At 62.1% G+C, this 18758-nt stretch carries 16 protein-coding genes; 8 read left to right on the top strand and 8 right to left on the bottom strand.

What is annotated here, in order from left to right; all coding sequences use genetic code 11:
* Positions 1 to 78: 78 nt before the first annotated feature.
* The 3 genes from ACQ7C1_RS19960 to ACQ7C1_RS19950 are packed head-to-tail and all read left to right on the top strand — an operon-like array spanning position 79 to position 3640.
* Positions 79 to 1863 (top strand): bifunctional alpha/beta hydrolase/class I SAM-dependent methyltransferase, encoded by a 1785-nt coding sequence (locus ACQ7C1_RS19960; RefSeq protein ID WP_430959546.1) that lies wholly within the window; start codon positions 79 to 81, stop codon positions 1861 to 1863.
* 53 nt (positions 1864 to 1916) lie between these two features.
* The gene (locus tag ACQ7C1_RS19955; RefSeq protein WP_430959545.1) at positions 1917 to 3203 is read left to right on the top strand and encodes a phosphatase PAP2/dual specificity phosphatase family protein; all 1287 of its coding nucleotides are present in this window, start codon (positions 1917 to 1919) and stop codon (positions 3201 to 3203) included.
* Positions 3200 to 3640: a hypothetical protein gene (locus ACQ7C1_RS19950; RefSeq protein WP_430959544.1), complete on the top strand. Its 441-nt coding sequence runs from the start codon at positions 3200 to 3202 to the stop codon at positions 3638 to 3640. The genes ACQ7C1_RS19955 and ACQ7C1_RS19950 overlap by 4 nt, the downstream gene beginning before the upstream one ends.
* Before the next feature lie 68 nt (positions 3641 to 3708).
* Here the strand turns inward: ACQ7C1_RS19950 and ACQ7C1_RS19945 are convergent, their stop codons facing one another.
* From ACQ7C1_RS19945 to ACQ7C1_RS19935, 3 genes are all read right to left on the bottom strand, one after another.
* Positions 3709 to 4851 (bottom strand): alpha-hydroxy acid oxidase, encoded by a 1143-nt coding sequence (locus ACQ7C1_RS19945; protein WP_430959543.1) that lies wholly within the window; start codon positions 4849 to 4851, stop codon positions 3709 to 3711.
* A 124-nt stretch (positions 4852 to 4975) separates the two neighbouring features.
* Positions 4976 to 6283 carry a guanine deaminase gene (gene guaD / locus ACQ7C1_RS19940; protein ID WP_430959542.1) on the bottom strand — a complete coding sequence of 436 codons (1308 nt, stop codon included), beginning with the start codon at positions 6281 to 6283 and terminating at the stop codon, positions 4976 to 4978.
* On the bottom strand, positions 6280 to 7524 hold the full coding sequence (locus ACQ7C1_RS19935; RefSeq protein WP_430959541.1) for a urate hydroxylase PuuD: 1245 nt from the start codon (positions 7522 to 7524) through the stop codon (positions 6280 to 6282). Before ACQ7C1_RS19935 ends, guaD begins: the two co-directional genes overlap by 4 nt.
* A gap of 352 nt (positions 7525 to 7876) precedes the next feature.
* On the opposite strand from ACQ7C1_RS19935, the gene ACQ7C1_RS19930 reads away from it, so the two are divergent.
* Positions 7877 to 8209: a hypothetical protein gene (locus tag ACQ7C1_RS19930; protein ID WP_085778989.1), complete on the top strand. Its 333-nt coding sequence runs from the start codon at positions 7877 to 7879 to the stop codon at positions 8207 to 8209.
* 53 nt (positions 8210 to 8262) lie between these two features.
* Here the strand turns inward: ACQ7C1_RS19930 and gcvA are convergent, their stop codons facing one another.
* Positions 8263 to 9159 (bottom strand): transcriptional regulator GcvA, encoded by an 897-nt coding sequence (gcvA, locus tag ACQ7C1_RS19925; RefSeq protein ID WP_085778988.1) that lies wholly within the window; start codon positions 9157 to 9159, stop codon positions 8263 to 8265.
* Between the two features lie 101 nt (positions 9160 to 9260).
* Here gcvA and ACQ7C1_RS19920 point away from each other — a divergent pair, with 101 nt between their 5' ends.
* Positions 9261 to 9464: a hypothetical protein gene (locus ACQ7C1_RS19920; RefSeq protein ID WP_430959540.1), complete on the top strand. Its 204-nt coding sequence runs from the start codon at positions 9261 to 9263 to the stop codon at positions 9462 to 9464.
* Here the strand turns inward: ACQ7C1_RS19920 and xdhC are convergent.
* The 4 genes from xdhC to ACQ7C1_RS19900 form a co-directional block, all read right to left on the bottom strand.
* Positions 9440 to 10255 carry a xanthine dehydrogenase accessory protein XdhC gene (gene xdhC, locus ACQ7C1_RS19915; protein WP_430959539.1) on the bottom strand — a complete coding sequence of 272 codons (816 nt, stop codon included), beginning with the start codon at positions 10253 to 10255 and terminating at the stop codon, positions 9440 to 9442. The genes ACQ7C1_RS19920 and xdhC overlap by 25 nt on opposite strands.
* A gap of 259 nt (positions 10256 to 10514) precedes the next feature.
* The gene (xdhB, locus tag ACQ7C1_RS19910) at positions 10515 to 12854 is read right to left on the bottom strand and encodes a xanthine dehydrogenase molybdopterin binding subunit (RefSeq protein WP_430959538.1); all 2340 of its coding nucleotides are present in this window, start codon (positions 12852 to 12854) and stop codon (positions 10515 to 10517) included.
* Between the two features lie 196 nt (positions 12855 to 13050).
* On the bottom strand, positions 13051 to 14514 hold the full coding sequence (gene xdhA, locus ACQ7C1_RS19905; RefSeq protein WP_430959537.1) for a xanthine dehydrogenase small subunit: 1464 nt from the start codon (positions 14512 to 14514) through the stop codon (positions 13051 to 13053).
* A 28-nt stretch (positions 14515 to 14542) separates the two neighbouring features.
* Positions 14543 to 15319 carry a 3-hydroxybutyrate dehydrogenase gene (locus ACQ7C1_RS19900; protein WP_430959536.1) on the bottom strand — a complete coding sequence of 259 codons (777 nt, stop codon included), beginning with the start codon at positions 15317 to 15319 and terminating at the stop codon, positions 14543 to 14545.
* A gap of 142 nt (positions 15320 to 15461) precedes the next feature.
* Here ACQ7C1_RS19900 and glpK point away from each other — a divergent pair, with 142 nt between their 5' ends.
* The 3 genes from glpK to ACQ7C1_RS19885 all read left to right on the top strand — a co-directional run bounded on the left by glpK (position 15462) and on the right by ACQ7C1_RS19885 (position 18696).
* Positions 15462 to 16955: a glycerol kinase GlpK gene (gene glpK / locus ACQ7C1_RS19895; protein ID WP_430959535.1), complete on the top strand. Its 1494-nt coding sequence runs from the start codon at positions 15462 to 15464 to the stop codon at positions 16953 to 16955.
* Positions 16956 to 17065: 110 nt separating this feature from the next.
* Complete coding sequence (locus ACQ7C1_RS19890) at positions 17066 to 17440, top strand: YciI family protein (protein WP_430959534.1); 375 nt, start codon at positions 17066 to 17068, stop codon at positions 17438 to 17440.
* The gene (locus ACQ7C1_RS19885) at positions 17437 to 18696 is read left to right on the top strand and encodes an RNA polymerase sigma factor (protein ID WP_430959533.1); all 1260 of its coding nucleotides are present in this window, start codon (positions 17437 to 17439) and stop codon (positions 18694 to 18696) included. Before ACQ7C1_RS19890 ends, ACQ7C1_RS19885 begins: the two co-directional genes overlap by 4 nt.
* Positions 18697 to 18758: the final 62 nt, after the last annotated feature.

The following is an 18758-nucleotide window of genomic DNA, read 5'->3' as shown; positions in this document are numbered from 1 at the left end:
TAGACTTTTGCAATGAAAGCAACTCACTGTTGCCGGCAATAGATGCAACCTATCCACTGATCAGAATTGGAGACGACCGTGCTGCAGACTACCGACAGCGAGCAACCGTCCTCGACGACCAGACCCATGCATGAATCCGAATTCGCATCGCATGACGGGACTCGACTGTTTTATCGGACGTGGCCTGCGACCGGTGCTTCACCGAAGGGCGCCATCATTCTTCTCCATCGCGGCCACGAGCATAGCGGCCGCGTCGCCCATCTCGCCACCGAGCTCGGCCTCGATGATTTTGCCTTCTACGCCTGGGACGCGCGCGGTCACGGACGTTCGCCGGGAGAGCGCGGTTATTCGCCATGCTTCGCTGCCTCGGCGCGTGATCTCGATTGCTTCGTCCGCCATGTCAGCGAGACCAGCGGTACTGCGGTCGAAGACATCGCCGTCATTGCGCAGAGCGTCGGCGCCGTCCTTGCCGCCACCTGGGTGCACGACTATGCGCCGCCGATCCGCGCGCTGGTGCTGGCCTCACCGGCCTTCAGCGTCAAGCTCTATGTGCCTTTCGCCAAGGAAGGCATTGCGCTCTGGGAAAAGTTCAAGGGGACATTCTTCGTCAATTCTTACGTCAAGGCGAAGTTTCTGACGCATGATCCCGAGCGCATTGCCTCTTTTGAATCCGATCCCTTGATCACGCGGCCGATTGCCTCCAACATTCTGCTGCAGCTCTACGAGGCGGCGGCCCGCGTCGTCGACGACGCCCGCGCCATCACCGTGCCGACCCAGCTGCTGATCTCCGGCAGCGACTGGGTGGTACGGCACGCGCCGCAGCATCGGTTTTACGAAAACCTCGGCAGCCGCATCAAGGAACGGCACGTGTTTGCCGGCTTCTACCACGACACGCTCGGCGAAAAGGACCGCGCGATTGCGCTCGCCGAAATCCGCCGCTTTATCGATGCGCGTTTCGCTGAGCCGCGGGCGCCTGCCGACCTGCGCATCGCCCATGTCCAGGGCTATACCAAGGACGAAGCCGACCGGCTCGCGAGCCCGTTGGATGCGACATCCGCACGCGGCATCTACTGGGCGCTCAGCCGCCTCAACATCCGGATCGGGGCGCTGGTGTCCGAAGGCATAAGGACCGGGGCGAAGACCGGTTTCGATTCCGGCTCGACGCTCGATTACGTCTACGAAAACAAGCCCCGCGGGCTCGGTCCCGGCGGGCGGTTGATCGACCGGGTGTTCCTCGATGCGGTCGGCTGGCGCGGCATCAGGCAACGCAAGCTGCACTTGCAAGAACTGATCGAGGACGGGCTGCAGCGTCTGAAAGCAGCCGGCCGCAGCACCCATATGCTCGACATAGCGGCGGGGCACGGGCGTTATGTCCTTGATGCGATCGAGACCGCTGCGGTGCGTCCCGATAGCGTGCGGCTGCAGGATTATTCCCTCATCAACGTCGAGGCCGGCCGCAACAGCATCGCCGCGCGCGGATTGAGTGATTTCGTGAGCTTCCGCCAGCAGGATGCCTTTGACGGCAAGGGCCTGGCTTCAATCACGCCGGCTCCGGATCTCGCCATCGTCTCCGGCCTGTATGAGCTGTTTTCCGACAATCAGATGATCGCCGCTTCGCTCGAGGGGATCGCCCGCGCGATGCGGCCCGGCGGTCTGCTCGTCTACACCAACCAGCCATGGCATCCACAGCTGGAGATGATTGCCCGCGCGCTCACCTCTCATCGCGGCGGTCAGGCATGGGTGATGCGGCGGCGCACGCAAGAGGAAATGGACCAGCTGGTCGCCGCAGCCGGTTTCCGCAAGATCGAACAGCGCATTGACCAGTGGGGCATTTTCACCGTCTCGCTGGCGGAGAGAGTTTGAGGGCAACGCCGTTGGGGCAGGCACATTCTCCTCTTTCCCGAACAGCGCCGGTCATGAAGCGGGCGGCGTTCTGGCTCGCCTTCCTGGCGCCGTTCTTCTATCTGACCTATGGCTGCGCCAACTGGCTGGCGTCGCAACGCGCTGATGTGCCGAACATTGCCTTCGCATGGGAAAGCGCCATTCCGTTCTTGGGATGGACGATCATTCCATATTGGTCGATCAATCTGTTCTACGGGCTCTGCCTGTTCATCAACACGACGCCGCGCGATGTGGATATGCTGGCGAGGCGTTATCTGGCGATCCAGTTAATCGCAGTCGCCTGTTTTATCGCGTTTCCGCTCGAAGCAATCTTCGTGCGGCCGGCCACGAGCGGCCTGCCCGGTTTCATGTTTGCTGTCCTCGGTGGCTTCGACAAGCCGTTCAACCAGGCGCCGTCGCTGCATATCGCGCTGCTGGTGGTGATCTGGGACCATCTGCGCGGAAGGCTGCCGCGCAGGGCCCGGCTTGTCTGGCACTGCTGGTGCTTCCTCATCGGCGCCTCCGTGCTGACGACGTGGCAGCATCACGTCATGGACATACCGACCGGCGTGCTGCTCGGTCTGTTTGCCGCCTGGCTTTTCCCACGCGATGCCGGTTCGCCTCTTGCCAATTTTGCGTTGAGCGACGATCCGAAGTCGCGCCGTCTCGGCATCTATTATCTGTGCGGTGCTCTCGCATTTCTCGGCCTTGCAGCGCTCTTTACTCCTCTGTCGGCCGCAGCGCTTCTGTTGCTCTGGCCGGCGGTTGCGCTGGCGATCGTCGCAGCCGGATATCTCGGCGCCGGTCCGCAGATATTCCTGAAACGCGCCGATGGCCGGGCCGCGCTTGCCAGCCGCTGGCTACTGGCGCCCTACCGGCTCGGCGCTGTCATCAACGTTTGGCTCTGGACACGCAAAATGCCGGCATCCGTGATGATCATTGACGGTGTCCATCTCGGCCGTTTTCCGCGCCGCCACGAGGCCGACCATTTCGCCACGGTGATCGACATCACCGGCGAGTTTCAGCGCCCAAGCGGGACATCAAGGCGCTGGTGCAGTTTTCCCACCCTCGATCTGACAGGCCTCGACGAGATCCAGACGCGAGCCGCGGCGAACCTCATCGAGATTGCGCGCCACCAAGGACCGGTCCTCGTCTGCTGTGCGCTCGGTTTCCAGCGGAGCGCCGGCGTCATCGTGCGTTGGCTGCTCATCAGCCGACGTTGCGAAACTCCAGCAGAAGCGCTGCGGCTGATCGAAAGGGCGGGGCGGCGTGTTCATCTGCCCGAGGAAAGCATCCATGCCATGACGGAGGGCTTGGAATGACGCAATGGAATGCCACGGCCTCGGCTGCTGCGCGAAATCTCGGCCGCAATTCGATCGTCTGCGGGCTGACAGCGCTGTTGCCGCTGATTATCGGCCCGATCACTCAGGGATATCGAGGTTTCGCTCCAGCATTCGGCTGGCTCTTGATGCTCGTTTTCTGCGGGATCGTGCTCGCGCTGGCGATCCATCTCCTTTTCGATGCGCTGTTGTTTCGCCTCGCGTCGAGCCATGAGACAGAGGCCGCCGGTCTTGCCGCCGTCGACGACCTGCTCTCCCGGATGCAGCTTCGCAAGCCTGACGGGACACCGCCCGGCCTCGAGAGGCGGATTGCAGGATCGCGACGCATCGTGTGGCGGCAGCGTTTGGCGCTCGCCATCTGTCTCGTGATTTTTGCGATCCTGCTGTTCACCGCGGGTGACGGCCGGCCGCTGTGCTGAATCGCATGCCGTTGCGCAGGTCGAAGATCTTGCCGACCCATCGCGCGTTCAGCCAGTGCCGACTTCTCTCAGCCGCGCCCCGATATGATCGACGCATCCACGTCGTTGATGTCGCGCTTGCCGCAGAGGGCCATCGTGATGTCCATCTCCTTACGGATGATGTCGAGCGCCAGCGTGACGCCTTCCTTGCCCATGGCGCCAAGCCCGTAGAGGAAGGGGCGGCCGATATAGGTGCCCTTTGCGCCGAGCGCCACGGCCTTCAGCACATCCTGGCCGGAGCGGATGCCGCCGTCGAGGTGGACTTCGATGCGGTCGCCGACGGCGTCGACGATCGAAGGCAGCATGCTGATCGAGGAGGGGGCGCCGTCGAGCTGACGGCCGCCATGATTGGAAACGATGATCGCATCGGCGCCGGTATCGGCGGCGGCCTTCGCGTCTTCGGGATCGAGAATGCCCTTGATGATCAGCGGGCCGCCCCATTGCTCCTTGATCCAGGCGATATCAGCCCAGGACAGCCGTGGATCGAATTGCTCGTGCGCAAACTTGGGCACGGAGGCAACGTTGGCGACGTTCTTGGCATGGCCGACGATATTGCCGAAGTACCGGCGCTTCGTCTGCAGCATATCAAGGCACCAGAGGGGCCGGGTTGCCATCTGCCAGATATGTTTCGCGGTCAATTTCGGTGGGGCCGAGAGACCGTTGCGCAGGTCCTTATGGCGCTGGCCGAGGATCTGCAGGTCGGCGGTCAGCACCAGCGCGGAGCATTTCGCCGCCTTGGCGCGACGGATGAGGTCGAGGACGAAATCCTTGTCCCTCATCACGTAGAGCTGGAACCAGAAGGGACGTGTCGTCACTGAGGCAACATCCTCGATCGAGCAGATGCTCATCGTCGAGAGCGTGAAGGGAACACCGAATTCTTCCGCCGCCCGCGCCGCCAGCATCTCGCCATCGGCATGCTGCATCCCAGTCATGCCGGTCGGTGCGAGCGCTACCGGCATCGATACTTTCTGGCCGATCATCGTCGTGTCGAGGGTGCGGTCGCTCATGTCGACCAGCACGCGCTGGCGCAGCCTGATCTGACCGAAATCGCTTTCATTCGCCCGATAGGTGGATTCCGTCCAGGCGCCTGAATCCGCATAGTCGAAAAACATTTTCGGCACGCGGCGCTGCGCGAGTTTTTTCAGATCGTCGATGGTGAGCGGAGTTGCCATGAATCGAACCTTCTACAGGTTTAAATGCGACCATCGCCCATAACATGAATCCTAAAAGAAGGGTTACGGGAAACATCCGCCTCAGACGGTCTTCACTGTACCTCGTTGGGGGGAACCGATATCGTCAAAGCCCTGCTTTCAAGGCAATGCCGGCAATGTAAGTCTCGGCGATCGCTCTGTCGTCGCCCATCGTCTGAAGCAGGAAGAGTTCCTCGGGCAGGGTCTTTACCGCTTCCATCTTCAACGCCATGGCCGGGGTCGCGGCGGCGTCGAGGACGACGAGGTCGGCTTCGGTGCCGGGGTCCAGCGTGCCGATCCGGTCGGCGAGCGACAGCGCCTCGGCATTGCCGCGCGTCATCAGGTAATAGCTTTCCAGCGGGTTCAGCCGCTCGCCGAGCAGCTGCTGGATCTTGTAGGCCTCGTCCATTGTTTTCAGCATCGAATAGCTGGAGCCGCCGCCGATATCGGTTGCGACACCGATGCGGACCGGGTTTTGGCGCCGCGTCAGCGCCTTCAGCGGAAAGAGACCGGAGCCGAGGAAGAGGTTTGAGGTCGGGCAATGGACGGCGACGGCGCCGGCCTCGCTCATGACATCGGCCTCGCGTTCGGACAGGTGGATGGCGTGGCCGAAGAGGCTCTTCGGCCCGAGCAGACCGTAGCGGGCGTAAATGTCGGTATAGTCGATCGCCTCGGGATAGAGCTCGCAGGTGAATTTAATCTCGTCGTGGTTTTCCGAAAGATGCGTCTGGATGTGAAGATCGGGAAATTCGCGGGCGAGCGCCGACGTAGCCTCCATCTGCGCCGGCGTCGACGTGATGGCGAAGCGCGGGGTGATGGCGACATGGTTGCGGCCCTTGCCGTGCCAGTCCGCTATCACCTGGCGGGTCTCGTCATAACCCATCTCCGGCGTGTCGAGCAGGCCCTGGGGAGCGTTGCGGTCCATCATCACCTTGCCGCCGACCATGCGCATATTGCGCTTCATCGCCTCGGCGAAGAAGGCGTCGGCCGAGGTCTTGTGCACGGAGCAATAGGCGACCGCCGTCGTCGTTCCGTGGCGGATCAGCTCGTCGTAGAAATGTGTGGCGATCCTTTGCGCATGCGCACTTTCGACGAAGCGGCATTCCTCGGGGAAAGTGTAGGTATTCAGCCATTCGAGCAGGTTGGCGGCATAGGAGGCGATCACCTGCATCTGCGGAAAATGCAGATGCATGTCGATGAAGCCGGGCAGGATCAGATGCGGACGATGGTCGATCTCGGGCACATCAGCGGCTGCCTTTGCCTTGATGTCGGTATAGGAGCCGACTGCGGCGATCAGCCCGTCCTCGACCAGCAGGCCACCGTCTTCCTCGTAGAGATAACTCTGGCTGTCGGCGAGACTCAGCGGCGCGCGATGGAAAGAGAGGAGGCGGCCGCGGAGAAGTGTCGTCGTCATTGTTTCTTGCCTTCGACTGCGCTTTCGAACCAGGCGACGAGCAGTCTGCGTTCGTCCGGGGTAATATCGGTCACGTTGCCGGGCGGCATGGCATGGCTGCGGCCTGCCTGTATATAGATTTCTCGGGCATGGGCGGCAATTTCCGCGTCGTTTTCGAGCATCACGCCTTTCGGCGGCCGCACGACGCCTTCATAGGCGGGCTCGGCCGCATGGCACATGGAACAGCGTGTCGAGACCAGTTGCTTGACGGCCGGAAAATGCGGATTTCCGGCGAATTGCTGGAAGGCCGGCGCCACTGCCGTCGCATGCGCATCTGTCTCGCCGGTCAGCAGCTTTGGCGCCGTCGAAAGCCACATGATCAGGATGAAGAGGATGACGGTAACGATCCATGTCCAGGTCGGGCGGCCTTTCCTCGCATGGGTGGTGTTGAACCAGTGGCGGATTGTGACGCCCATCAGGAAGACCAGCGCCGCAATCACCCAGTTGAACGCCGTGCCGAAGGCCAGCGGATAATGGTTCGACAGCATGAAGAAGATGACGGGCAGCGTCAGGTAGTTGTTGTGGAGCGAGCGCTGCTTGGCGATCTGCCCGTATTTCGGATCGGGCGTGCGCCCGGCGATGAGGTCGGCGACGACGATCTTCTGGTTCGGGATGATGATCATGAAGACATTCGCCGACATGATCGTCGCGGTAAAGGCGCCGAGATGCAGGAAGGCGGCGCGCCCCGTGAAGAGCTGCGTATAACCCCAGGCCATGAAGACCAGCACGGCATAGAGCACTGCCATCAGCCCCCAGGTGTTGCGGCCAAGCGGGGATTTGCACAGCAGGTCATAGACGATCCAGCCGAAGGCCAGCGACGCCAGCGAGATCAGGATCGCGACGGGCGGACTGATATCGAGGACGTGGCGATCGATGAGAAACAGGTCGGCGCCGCCATAATAGACGATGCAGAGCATGAGGAAGCCGGAGATCCAGGTGAAATAGCTCTCATATTTGAACCATGTCAGGTGCTCCGGCATCTGAGCGGGCGCCACCAGATATTTCTGGATATGATAGAAGCCGCCGCCATGGACCTGCCATTCCTCGCCATAGGCGCCAGGCGGCAGATGCGGGCGTTTCACCAATCCGAGATCGAGCGCGATGAAATAGAAGGATGATCCGATCCAGGCGATCGCGGTGATGACATGGAACCAGCGTGCCGCGAAGGCCAGCCATTCCCATGCTATGGCATATTCATACATCGAGTTCCCCTATCTTCCTCCGACTCGCGACATTGCGAAAATTTTGGCGGGGAGGAAAGAGGAGAATGATGAACCGCACAGGCCCTTCGCAAGGCGGCGGGCCGGGGCGGGGCGCTGGCAGTCGCCATTGGTTTCGCCTATGTCGGCGACCGCTGACGCATCGCCGATCTGTCGTCCCGTGCCTAAAAGCTGCCGAGAAGGCCATGCATTATGACTGTCTCATACTGGATTGGCAAAGATTTGCCGATCTTGAAACTATGATGAGCAGATACAGTTAGGTTTGCAGGCCGCCGGCATGAAATAAAAAGAAACGTTAGATATCGGCGGCGCACTCATCGACGGAGAGATGCCCATGCGCAGCATTCTGACGTGTGTGATGATGGCATACGCATCGTTGGCGACGGCTCACGACGCACCTTCGGGGTGGAGTTATGACCCCTATTGTTGCAATGGCGACAGTCATAATGGCGATTGCCAGATGATTCCGTCGAAAAGCGTGGCGGTGACACCAAACGGATATCGTGTGACGCTGATGCCGGGCGACCACCGGCTGGTCACGCATGCTCACGTCTTTCTGCTGCCGATGACGAAGGCAATGCAGTCCGGCGATGGTGATTATCACCTCTGTCTGTTTCCCAACGAGAACACGCCGCGCTGCTTCTATGCGCCGGAAATGGGGTTTTGAAGCCGAACCTAGCAAGGCCTATTCAGCTGATTGGACCTGATCTGTTTGCCGGATCAGTTTCCGGCGGCTTTCATCTCTTCCAGGATCCAGTTGCGGAAGGCCTTGATCTTCGGCACGTTGCGGCGATTTTCGGGATAGGCGAGCCAGTAGGCCTTGCCGTCGCTGCGGGTCAGGTCGAAAGGCTGATAGAGCCGGCCGAGCGCGATCTCCGCCTCATAGAAGGCGGGGTGGAGGATGGCGACGCCGTGCCCGGCTATCGCCGCGTCGGCTTCCATCGCCTGAGAGCCCAGCTGGTTGCGCGGGCGGCGGTCGAGATCCGTATCGGTAACGCCGGCAGCTTCGAACCATTGCTTCCACCAGATGTCGCCGGCGTCGAAGAGGTCGAATTTCAGGAGATCGCGCGGCTCCTTAATGCCGCCTGCCGATTCCGCCAGCTTCGGGCTCAGCATCGGCGTGAACTCCAGGCCCATCAACCGGTGCAGCGCGAGCCCCGGCCAGTTGCCGTCGCCCCAGCGAATGCCGACGTCGATCTGTTCGCGGGCGAAGTCGATGATGTCGGAGGTCGCCTGAAACCGCACCGCGATCGCCGGATGCTTCAAATGGAAGGAGCCGAGGCGGGGCGCCAGCCATTTCGAGGCGAAGGTATGGGTCGAGCTGATGGCGAGCGTGCCTTCGACGCTGTCGCGCGCCGTTGCCATCGCATCATGCAGCATGGCAAAGGCCTCGGTCACCTTCGGGGCCAGCCGCTCGCCGGTCTCCGTCAGCGCGATCTGGCGGGGACGGCGCAGGAAGAGCGGCTCGCCGACATTCTCCTCCAGGAGCTTGATCTGATAGCTGACGGCCGTCTGTGTCATGCCGAGCTCATCACCTGCCCTGGTGAAGCTGCCGAGCCGGGCGGCGGCTTCGAAGACGCGCAGCGCATTCAGCGGAAATTGCTTCGACAGTTTCATGGATAAGTTCTCTTGATGCAGGCAGACGATCGTTCGATTGGAATAGCAGCATTTTTAGCGGCAAGCTGCAACTCATACCATCAATCTAATGAGGTGACGTCATGGATTGCCAAGCTATCGAAGAGAGCCGGCCGCAACGGAATAGCAGTGTTTTCCTGCGTTTTGCCAGTTGGCTGGCGGGAAGCGCCAATCGTTTCTGCCGTTTGCCGCGGCTCGACCTTTCCGCCACGCCGGACCGCGTCAAGCGCGACCTCGGTTTCCTCGACGGCCGTGATCCTTATTATGAAGACGAGCGCATGCGGTAGGCTGCAAGTGCCGTCAGGATTTCGGCAGCCGTCATCGCGGCGATCACTTCCGGGCGCTTATCCCTGACGGCCGAACCGCCGATCGGCAGCGTCAGCCGCTCTATCCAGGCGCGGTCGCCGCCGGCCTCACGGGAAAGCCAGCTTGCGAAGGTGGCGCGTTTGGTCGCCGAGCCGATCATGCCGGTATAGGCGAGGTCGGTTCTCGCAAGCGCCTCGCGGGCGATGAGGAAATCCAGCGCGTGGTCGTGGGTGAGGATGACGACCGCGCCGCCGGCGGAAATATCCTTCACCAACGCTTCCGGCATTGGCACGAGCCGGGTGTTGATTTCATCCGGAAGGTTAGCAAGCTCTTCCTGCCTCGTTTCGACGACCGTCACGCACAGCGGCAGCGGCGCAAGGGCCGACGCCAGCGCCCGGCCGACATGGCCGGCGCCGAAGAGAAAGACCTCCGGCAGCCTGTCGATCTCGCCGGCAAGCCTTGCCTCGAGCTCATCCTTCAGAGCCTGCGTCAAGCGCCGAAACCGCAGTTGCGTGCGCCCGCCGCAACATTGGCCGATTTCGGGGCCGAGCGGGATGTCCATGGTAATCGCTCCGCCGGTTCCAGCCAGAATCTCACGCGCATTTGCAATTGCCATGAACTCGAACTGCCCGCCGCCGATCGTGCCCCAGAGGGCGTTCGCCGAAACGAGCATGAAAGCGCCGGCCTCGCGCGGGGTGGAGCCTTGCGTGCCGGTGATGTCGACGAGGATTGCGCCGGGGTGGGCGGTGAGGAAGGCGGGGAGGGTGGTCATTAGAGGTCGACCGATCGGTATGTGGGCGTGGCACCCCCCTCTGTCCTGCCGGACATCTCCCCCACAAGGGGGGAGATCGGCAAGAGGTGAGACCATCGTTCCCCCGCTGCCGCGTCGCAGTCATAGTACCTTCGTTGTTTGGGGAAACCATTCCCCCCATCCGATCTCCCCCCTTGTGGGGGAGATGTCCGGCAGGACAGAGGGGGGTGCCACCCACTCTGTCGATTCTGCCCAAACACCATATCAGCCGGGCACATCTCTACAACCGCTTCATCCGCTCCACCGCCATCAGCACCCGTTCCGGCGTCGCCGGCGCATCGAGTCTCGGGCAGACCTTATAATCGGCGACGCTAGCGGCCGCCATCGACAGGGCTTCCAGCACCGAGATCGCCAGCATGAAGGGCGGTTCGCCGACGGCCTTGGAGCGGCCGATCGTCGCTTCGGCATTCTCCGACCATTCGGCAAGCCGCACGTTGAAGATCTTCGGGCGGTCGGAGGCGAGCGGGATCTTATAGGTCGACGGGGCATGGGTGCGCAGCCGGCCCTTATCGTCCCACCAAAGTTCTTCTGTCGTCAGCCAGCCCAGGCCCTGCACGAATCCGCCCTCGACTTGGCCCATGTCGATCGCCGGGTTCAGCGAACGGCCGACATCGTGGAGAATGTCGGTGCGGTCGATCAAATATTCGCCGGTCAGCGTATCGATCGAGACCTCGGTGCAGGCGGCGCCATAGGCGAAATAGTAGAAGGGGGTGCCGCGGCCGGCCTTGCGGTCCCAGTGGATCTTCGGCGTCTTGTAGAAGCCGGCGGCGGAAAGCTGGACACGGGCGAAATAGGCCTTCTTGATGAAATCTGGGAAGGGGATCTCGCTCTCGCCGACGCGCACGCGGTTCGGCAGGAAGACGATCTCGGAAGGCGCCACTTCCCATTTCTCGGCAGCGAAGGCTACCAGACGTTCCTTGATCTGGCGGGCGGCATCGAAGGCGGCCATGCCGTTCAGATCCGAGCCGGAAGAGGCGGCGGTGGCCGAGGTGTTCGGCACTTTCGCCGTTGTCGTCGCTGTGATCTTCACGCGGTCGATGTCGACCTGGAAACTGTCGGCCAGCACCTGCGCCACCTTGGTATAGAGGCCCTGGCCCATTTCGGTGCCGCCGTGGTTCAGGTGGATCGAGCCGTCCTGATAGATGTGGACGAGGGCGCCGGCCTGGTTGAAGGCGGTCATCGTAAAGGAGATGCCGAATTTGACCGGCGTCAGCGCGATGCCTTTTCTGATGTAGCGGCTGTCGCGGTTGAAGGCGATGATGGCGTTGCGCCGCGCCCGGTAGTCGGCCGTTTCCTCCAGCTCCTCGACGACGCGGGCGATGATGTTGTCCTCGACCTCTTGGTGGTAAGGCGTCAGCGTGCGCCCGGAGCCCGGCTGGCCGTAGAAATTTAGCTTGCGGATATCGAGCGGATCCTTGCCGAGGGCATAGGCGATCTCCTCGATAAAACGTTCGGCGCCGAGCATGCCCTGTGGCCCGCCGAACCCGCGGAAGGCGGTGTTGGAGACGGTGTGCGTCTTCAAGGGTTTCGACTGCAGATGCACATGCGGATAGAAATAGCTGGAATCGGCGTGGAATAGCGCTCTGTCGGTCACCGGGCCCGAAAGGTCGGAGGAAAAGCCGCAGCGGGCCGCATAAGTCGCATCGACGGCGTGGATACGACCTTCGGTGTCGAAGCCCACCTCGTAATCAACGAGGAAATCGTGGCGCTTGCCGGTGGCGCTCATATCTTCGTCACGATCCGGACGGAATTTGACGGCGCGGCCGAGCTTCTTGGCGGCGATCGCCGCGAGTGCGGCGAACTGGTTGCCTTGGGTTTCCTTGCCGCCGAAGCCGCCGCCCATGCGGCGCACGTTGACGGTAACGGCGTTAGACGGGATATCCAGCACATGGCCGACGATGTGCTGGATCTCGCTCGGATGCTGTGTCGAGGACCAGACGGTGACCTCGTCATCTTCGCCGGGGATCGCCACGGCGATATGGCCTTCGAGATAAAAATGCTCCTGGCCGCCGATGCGCATCTGGCCCTTTAGCCGCATCGCGGCGTTCGACATTTCCGTTTCCGGGTCGCCGCGCTGCAGCGTCATCGGCGTTGTGACCAGCGGGCTGCCATTGGCAAGCGCGCCGTCGATATCGTGCCAGTGCGGCAGGTCACGATAGTCGATCTTGGCGAGCCGCGCGGCGCGGCGGGCGGCCTCGCGCGTCTCGGCGATGACGGCAAAGATCGGCTGGCCGTGGAACTGAACCAAAGTTTCGGCCAGCAGCGGTTCATCATGGCTGCCGTTGGAACTGGTGTCGTTGACGCCGGGCACTTCCTTGCCGGTGAAGACCCAGACGACGCCGGGATAGGCGGCGACTGCGGAAAGATCGATGCTGAGGATTTCGGCATGTGCCCGGTCGGAGAGGCCGAGCGCGCCGTGCAGCAGGCCGGCGGGTTCGGGAATATCGTCGATGTAGTCGGCGGTTCCGGTGACGTGTTTGTGCGCGGAATCATGGCGCAGCGAGCCGTGCATGGGGCCGGAGATGACGACTTTAGGGTCCTCGAAGGTGGACTTGTCCATTAGATCAGTCCTCCGTGACCAGCCCTGTTCGCGCGGTGGCCCCTCATCCGGCTGCCGCCACCTTCTCCCCGTTCTGACGGAGAGAAGGGATATGCCGCACCGCCTCTTGCTCTCGCAAACATTGCGCGAGGCACGTCCCCTCTCCCCGCAAGCGGGGAGAGGGTTAGGGCGAGGGGCCAATTTGCGAAACAACCCATCACGCCACCTCCTCGAACCGCTTCAGTTCGGCCGGCGCCCCTACCGTTTCCAGATAGAACCGCGTCAACAAATTCTTCGCCGTCAGCTGGCGATATTCCGCCGTGGCGCGCCAGTCGGTGAGTGGCTGGAAATCGGCGTCGAAGGCGGGGCGGGTCGCCTCGATCGCTGCTTCCGTCCAAGGTTTGCCGATCAGTTCTCCCTCCACCGTGCGAGCGCGTTTCGGCGTTGCAGCCATGCCACCGAAGGCGACACGGATGTCGGTGACCGTCTCGGCATCGTCAAGGGTCAGCAGGAAGGCGCCGAGCACGGCGGTGATGTCCTCGTCGCGGCGCTTGGTGATCTTGTAAGCCGCAAAGCGGCTGGCCTTGGGATAGGGCACGAAGACGCTTTCGACGAACTCGCCTGGCCTGCGGTCTTGTTTGCCATAGGCGATAAAGAAATCCTCGAGCGGCATTTTGCGCTGGCCTTCCAGGGAGCGCAGCGTCAGCGTCGCACCGAGCGCGATCAGCGGCGGCGGGCTGTCGCCTATCGGCGAGCCGTTGGCGATGTTGCCGCCGATCGTGCCCATGTTGCGCACCTGCTCGCCACCGATGCGGTCGATCAGCCGTCCGAGCGCCGGGATCTTTTTCGCGATCGCCGCAAAGGCGCCGGTATAGCTGACGCCGGCGCCGATGGTGACACCGTCCTCGTTTTCCGTGACCGACTGCAATTCGCTCAAGTGATTGATGAAAACGACGGGGCTCAGCCGGCGCATCTGCTTGGTCACCCAGAGGCCGACATCGGTCGAGCCGGCGACCACGATCGCATCCGGTTCCTGCGAGAGAACTTCAGACAGCGCCTGGACGGAAGCAGGTACGATCAACCGGTCTTCGCTCTTGGCAATGCGGATGGTGTCGCTCGCCTGCATGGCCCAGAGCCGCGCGATGATTTCCGAACGCGCGCGCTCCAGCGGATCGAACAGCGCGCTCGGCCGCATCAGGCTCACCTGCTCGGCGGCCTTGACGATCGGCTCGTAGCCGGTGCAGCGACAGAGATTGCCTTGCAATGCCTTTTCGATCTCGCGGCGGCTTGGTTTTTCCTTCGTCAGCCATAACCCGTAGAGCGACATGACGAAGCCCGGGGTGCAGAAGCCGCATTGCGAGCCGTGGCAATCGACCAGCGCCTGCTGCACCGGATGCAGCGCGCCGTCCCGACCGGCCAGATGCTCGACCGTCACCACGTGCGTGGCGTGCAGCGAGCCGGTGAAACGGATGCAGGCATTGACGGATTCATAGGCAAGCTTGCCGTCGACGAGCCGGCCGACGAGCACGGTGCAGGCGCCGCAGTCGCCTTCCGCGCATCCCTCCTTGGTGCCGGTGAGGCGCCGCTTCAACCGCAGAAAATCGAGAAGCGTCTCGGTCGGCCCGACATCGGTGAGTTCGATGTCCTCGCCATTCAGGATGAAGCGAATGCTGTCGTTCATGGTATTCCCGGTTGTCTTTTCCAAATGGTTAGGCCGCCGTCCAGCCACCGTCAATCGAGATGTGGGTTCCCGTCACCTGGCGGGCGGCGTCACTGGCGAGGTAGAGCGACAGCGCGCCGATCTCCTCGGCCTTGACGAATTCACGCGTCGGCTGCGCCTTGAGGATGACTTCGCTTTTCACCTGCTCCTCGGTTATGCCGCGGGCCTTGGCGGTATCGGGTATCTGCTTTTCGACGAGCGGCGTCAGCACATAGCCCGGGCAGATGGCGTTGACTGTCACGCCGAATTCGGCAAGTTCCAGCGCCGCCGTCTTCGTCAGTCCCAATATACCATGTTTTGCCGCCACATAGGCGGATTTGAAGGGGGAGGCGACGAGGCCGTGAGCCGAGGCGATGTTGATGATGCGGCCATGCTTCTTTGCCTTCATCAGTGGAATGGCGGCGCGTATGGTGTGAAAGGAGCTCGACAGGTTGATGGCGATGATCTGGTCCCATTTTTCGATCGGGAAATCCTCGATCTTCTCGACATGCTGAATGCCGGCATTATTGACGAGGACATCGACGGTGCCGAAGGTCTTCGCGGCGGTTTCGATCAGGTCGGCGATCTCGGCGGGCTTGGTCATGTCGGCCGGATGGTAGATAGCCCGGCCTTTCGACACTGATTCAAGCCGCGCGACGATCGCGTTGATTTCGTCGGCATTTCCGAAGCCGTTGATGACGACGTTGTCGCCAGCTTCGGCGAAGGCGGTGGCGATCGCAAGGCCGATGCCGCTGGTGGAACCGGTGACGACGACTGATCTGCTCATGCTGTTTCTCCTGACATCGCGATGTTGGCAGCGAGGTTATGCCCAAAGCCGGCAGGCTGGCAATTGCGCTTTATTCGCTTTTCTCTCCTGCATCCCTGTCCTATTGATTTGTTACGATAATCATATGCTTGAGGAGGATTTCATGGGTGAATATGTTCTGGCGATCGATCAGGGGACGACTTCGACGCGGGCAATCGTCTTCGATGGTGACATGCGTGTCGCCGGCAAGGGCCAGAAGGAATTCACGCAGATCTATCCGCGCTCCGGCTGGGTCGAGCACGATCCCGAAGAGATTTGGGATTCAGTCGTTTCCACCGTCCACATGGCGCTGCGCGACGCCGGAATCATGGCCAAGGATGTCGCCGCGCTCGGCATCACCAACCAGCGTGAGACGGTCGTCGTCTGGGAGCGTGAGACCGGCCGGCCGATCCAGAATGCGATCGTCTGGCAGGACCGGCGCACGGCGAGCTACTGCGACAACCTGAAACGGCAGGATCTCGAGCGCGTTTTCACCAAGAAGACCGGCCTGATTCTCGATCCTTATTTTTCCGGCACGAAGCTCTCCTGGATGCTCGCCAACGTGAAGGGTGCAAGGGCGCGCGCCGCCAGGGGCGATCTCTGCTTCGGTACGATCGACACCTTCCTCATCTGGCGGCTGACGGGCGGCAAGAGCTTCGTGACCGATGCAACCAACGCCTCACGCACGTTGATGTACAACATTGCCGAAAATGGATGGGACGAGGATCTGCTCGACATTCTGAGAGTGCCGGCCGCCATGCTGCCGGAGGTCAAGGATTGCGCCGCCGATTTCGGCACAGTCGATTCCGGGATCTTCGGCGCTGCGATCCCGATCCTCGGCGTCGCCGGCGATCAGCAGGCGGCGACCATCGGCCAGGCCTGTTTTGCGCCGGGCATGCTGAAGTCGACTTACGGCACGGGCTGCTTTGCGCTGCTCAACACCGGCATAGACATGGTGCGTTCGAAAAACCGGCTGCTGACAACAATCGCCTATCGCCTCAACGGCGAGACGACCTATGCGCTCGAGGGCTCGATCTTCATCGCCGGTGCTGCCGTGCAATGGCTGCGGGACGGGCTTCGCATCATCGATAGTGCTGCCGAGACCAATGCGCTTGCCGACAAGGCCGATCCCACGCAGGAGGTCTATCTCGTCCCGGCCTTCACCGGGCTTGGCGCGCCATATTGGGATGCCCAGGCGCGCGGCGCGATTTTCGGGCTGACGCGCAACAGCGGCCCTGCGGAGCTATCCCGGGCGGCGCTCGAAGCCGTCTGTTACCAGACCCGGGACCTGCTCGATGCCATGCAGAAGGACTGGAAGAATGATGCTGAGGATACGGTGCTCCGCGTCGACGGCGGCATGGTCGCCTCCGACTGGACGATGCAGCGCCTCGCCGACCTGCTCGACGCTCCTGTCGACCGCCCGGTGATACTGGAGACCACCGCCTTGGGTGCGGCCTGGCTCGCCGGCAGCCGGGCGGGGGTGTGGCCGGATAGGGATGGGTTTTCGGCGACGTGGAAACGCGACCGGCGCTTCGAGCCCGACATGGACGAGAAAGTGCGGACGGCAAAGATCAAGGGCTGGAAGAATGCAGTCAGGCGGACATTGAGCGAAGGCTAGCCTTCGGTAAGAGCCGTGGTTCCTGCAATCGCCGCTGAGCTGGATAATTTTTTGGTGCGGCCTGTCGGCTAAGCGGTTACTCCTTCGTCATTCGAAAAGAGGAGTGACCGATGCTTTATGCAATCCTTTGTTACGCCCATGAGGAAACCGTCTTCGCCTGGAGCAAGGAGGAAGAGGCTGCCGTCATGGAGAAGCTTTACGCTGTGCAGGAGCCGCTTGCCAAAGCCGGCAAGCTGGGCCCCGTCGGCCGGCTCATGCCGACGACGGCGGCGACGACCGTTCGCAAGGGCAAGGACGAGGCTCTGGTGATTGACGGGCCCTTCGCGGAAACGAAAGAGGCGCTTCTCGGCTTTTACGTGGTTGACTTCGAGACGCTCGACGAGGCGGTCGCCTTCTCGAAACAGCTATCCGCGGTCAATCCCGGCTCCACCTCTTACGAAATTCGGCCTTTCTACGTGTTCCGGCCGGGAGATGCTGCATCATGACCGACATTGCCTGGATCGACCTCGCGCTTGCCTCTGCCCGCCCGAAGGCGCTCGGCGCGCTGCTACGCTATTTCCGCGATCTCGACACTGCGGAAGAGGCGTTCCAGGAGGCGTGCCTGAGGGCGATCCGGACCTGGCCGGAGAAAGGGCCGCCGCGCGATCCGACGGCCTGGCTCATCTTCGTCGGGCGCAACAGCGGTATCGATGCGGTGCGCAAACGCTCGAAGCTGCAGGCGCTGCCGGACGAGGACGTCATTTCCGATACCGAGGATGCCGAAAGCGACATTGTCGAGCGGCTGGATGATTCCAATTATCGTGACGATATCCTGCGGCTTCTCTTCATCTGCTGCCATCCCGATCTGCCGGCGACCCAGCAGATCGCGCTGGCGCTGCGCATCGTCTCCGGCCTTTCGGTGACACAGATCGCGCGCGCATTCCTTGTCTCCGAAAGCGCCATGGAGCAGCGCATCACCCGGGCCAAGGCGCGTGTCGCCAAGGCCGGCGTGCCTTTCGAAACGCCGAGCCCTGAGGAGAGGGCCGAGCGTCTTTCGATCGTCAGCACGATGATCTATCTCATCTTCAACGAGGGCTACAGTCAGGCGGATCCCGAACATGAGGCGGCCGCCTTCAGCGACGAGGCGATCCGGCTGGGACGGCTGATGCTGCGCATCTTTCCGTCCGAACCGGAGTTGATGGGTTTGCTTGCGCTCATGCTTCTGCAGATATCGCGCCGCCCGGCGCGCTTCAGTCCCGAAGGCGAGATCGTGCTGCTCGAGGATCAAGACCGCTCTCTCTGGAACCAGCTTTTCATCAGTGAGGCCCTGGCGCTCCTCGACAAGGCGCTGCGCCACCGCCAACCTGGCCCCTACCAGCTTCAGGCTGCCATCGCCGCCATCCATTCCCGCGCGAAACGGGCCGAAGACACCGACTGGACGGAAATCGATCTGCTTTACCGCGCGCTGGAGCGTGTTCAGCCGTCGCCTGTCGTAACGCTTAATCGCGCGGTCGTCATTTCCAAGCTGCACGGGCCGCAGGCGGCGCTGGATCTCATCGACCCGCTCGGCGAGAAGCTCGGGGGCTATTTCTATTATCACGGTCTGCGGGGCGGACTGCTGAAGCAGCTTGGCTTGACCAGCCAAGCGCGCGAAGCCTTCGACCATGCCATCGCGCTTGCCCATTCGGCGGCGGAAGCCGCCCATATCCGCCGGCAGATCGACAAGATGCAGGAAGAGGCGGCGCAGCCGATTGCAAATTAATTTCGGCGTGCTGTCGGAACGGCGAAGTTTGACACGTCCTTGTAACAACCTGATACGAAACG

It is taken from the genome of Rhizobium sp. Nf11,1 (genome assembly GCF_050587665.1).
In the GTDB taxonomy this organism is placed as follows: domain Bacteria; phylum Pseudomonadota; class Alphaproteobacteria; order Rhizobiales; family Rhizobiaceae; genus Rhizobium.
The sequence above is the reverse complement of the archived record's forward strand: the minus strand, read 5'-3'. Positions and strand labels throughout refer to the sequence as shown.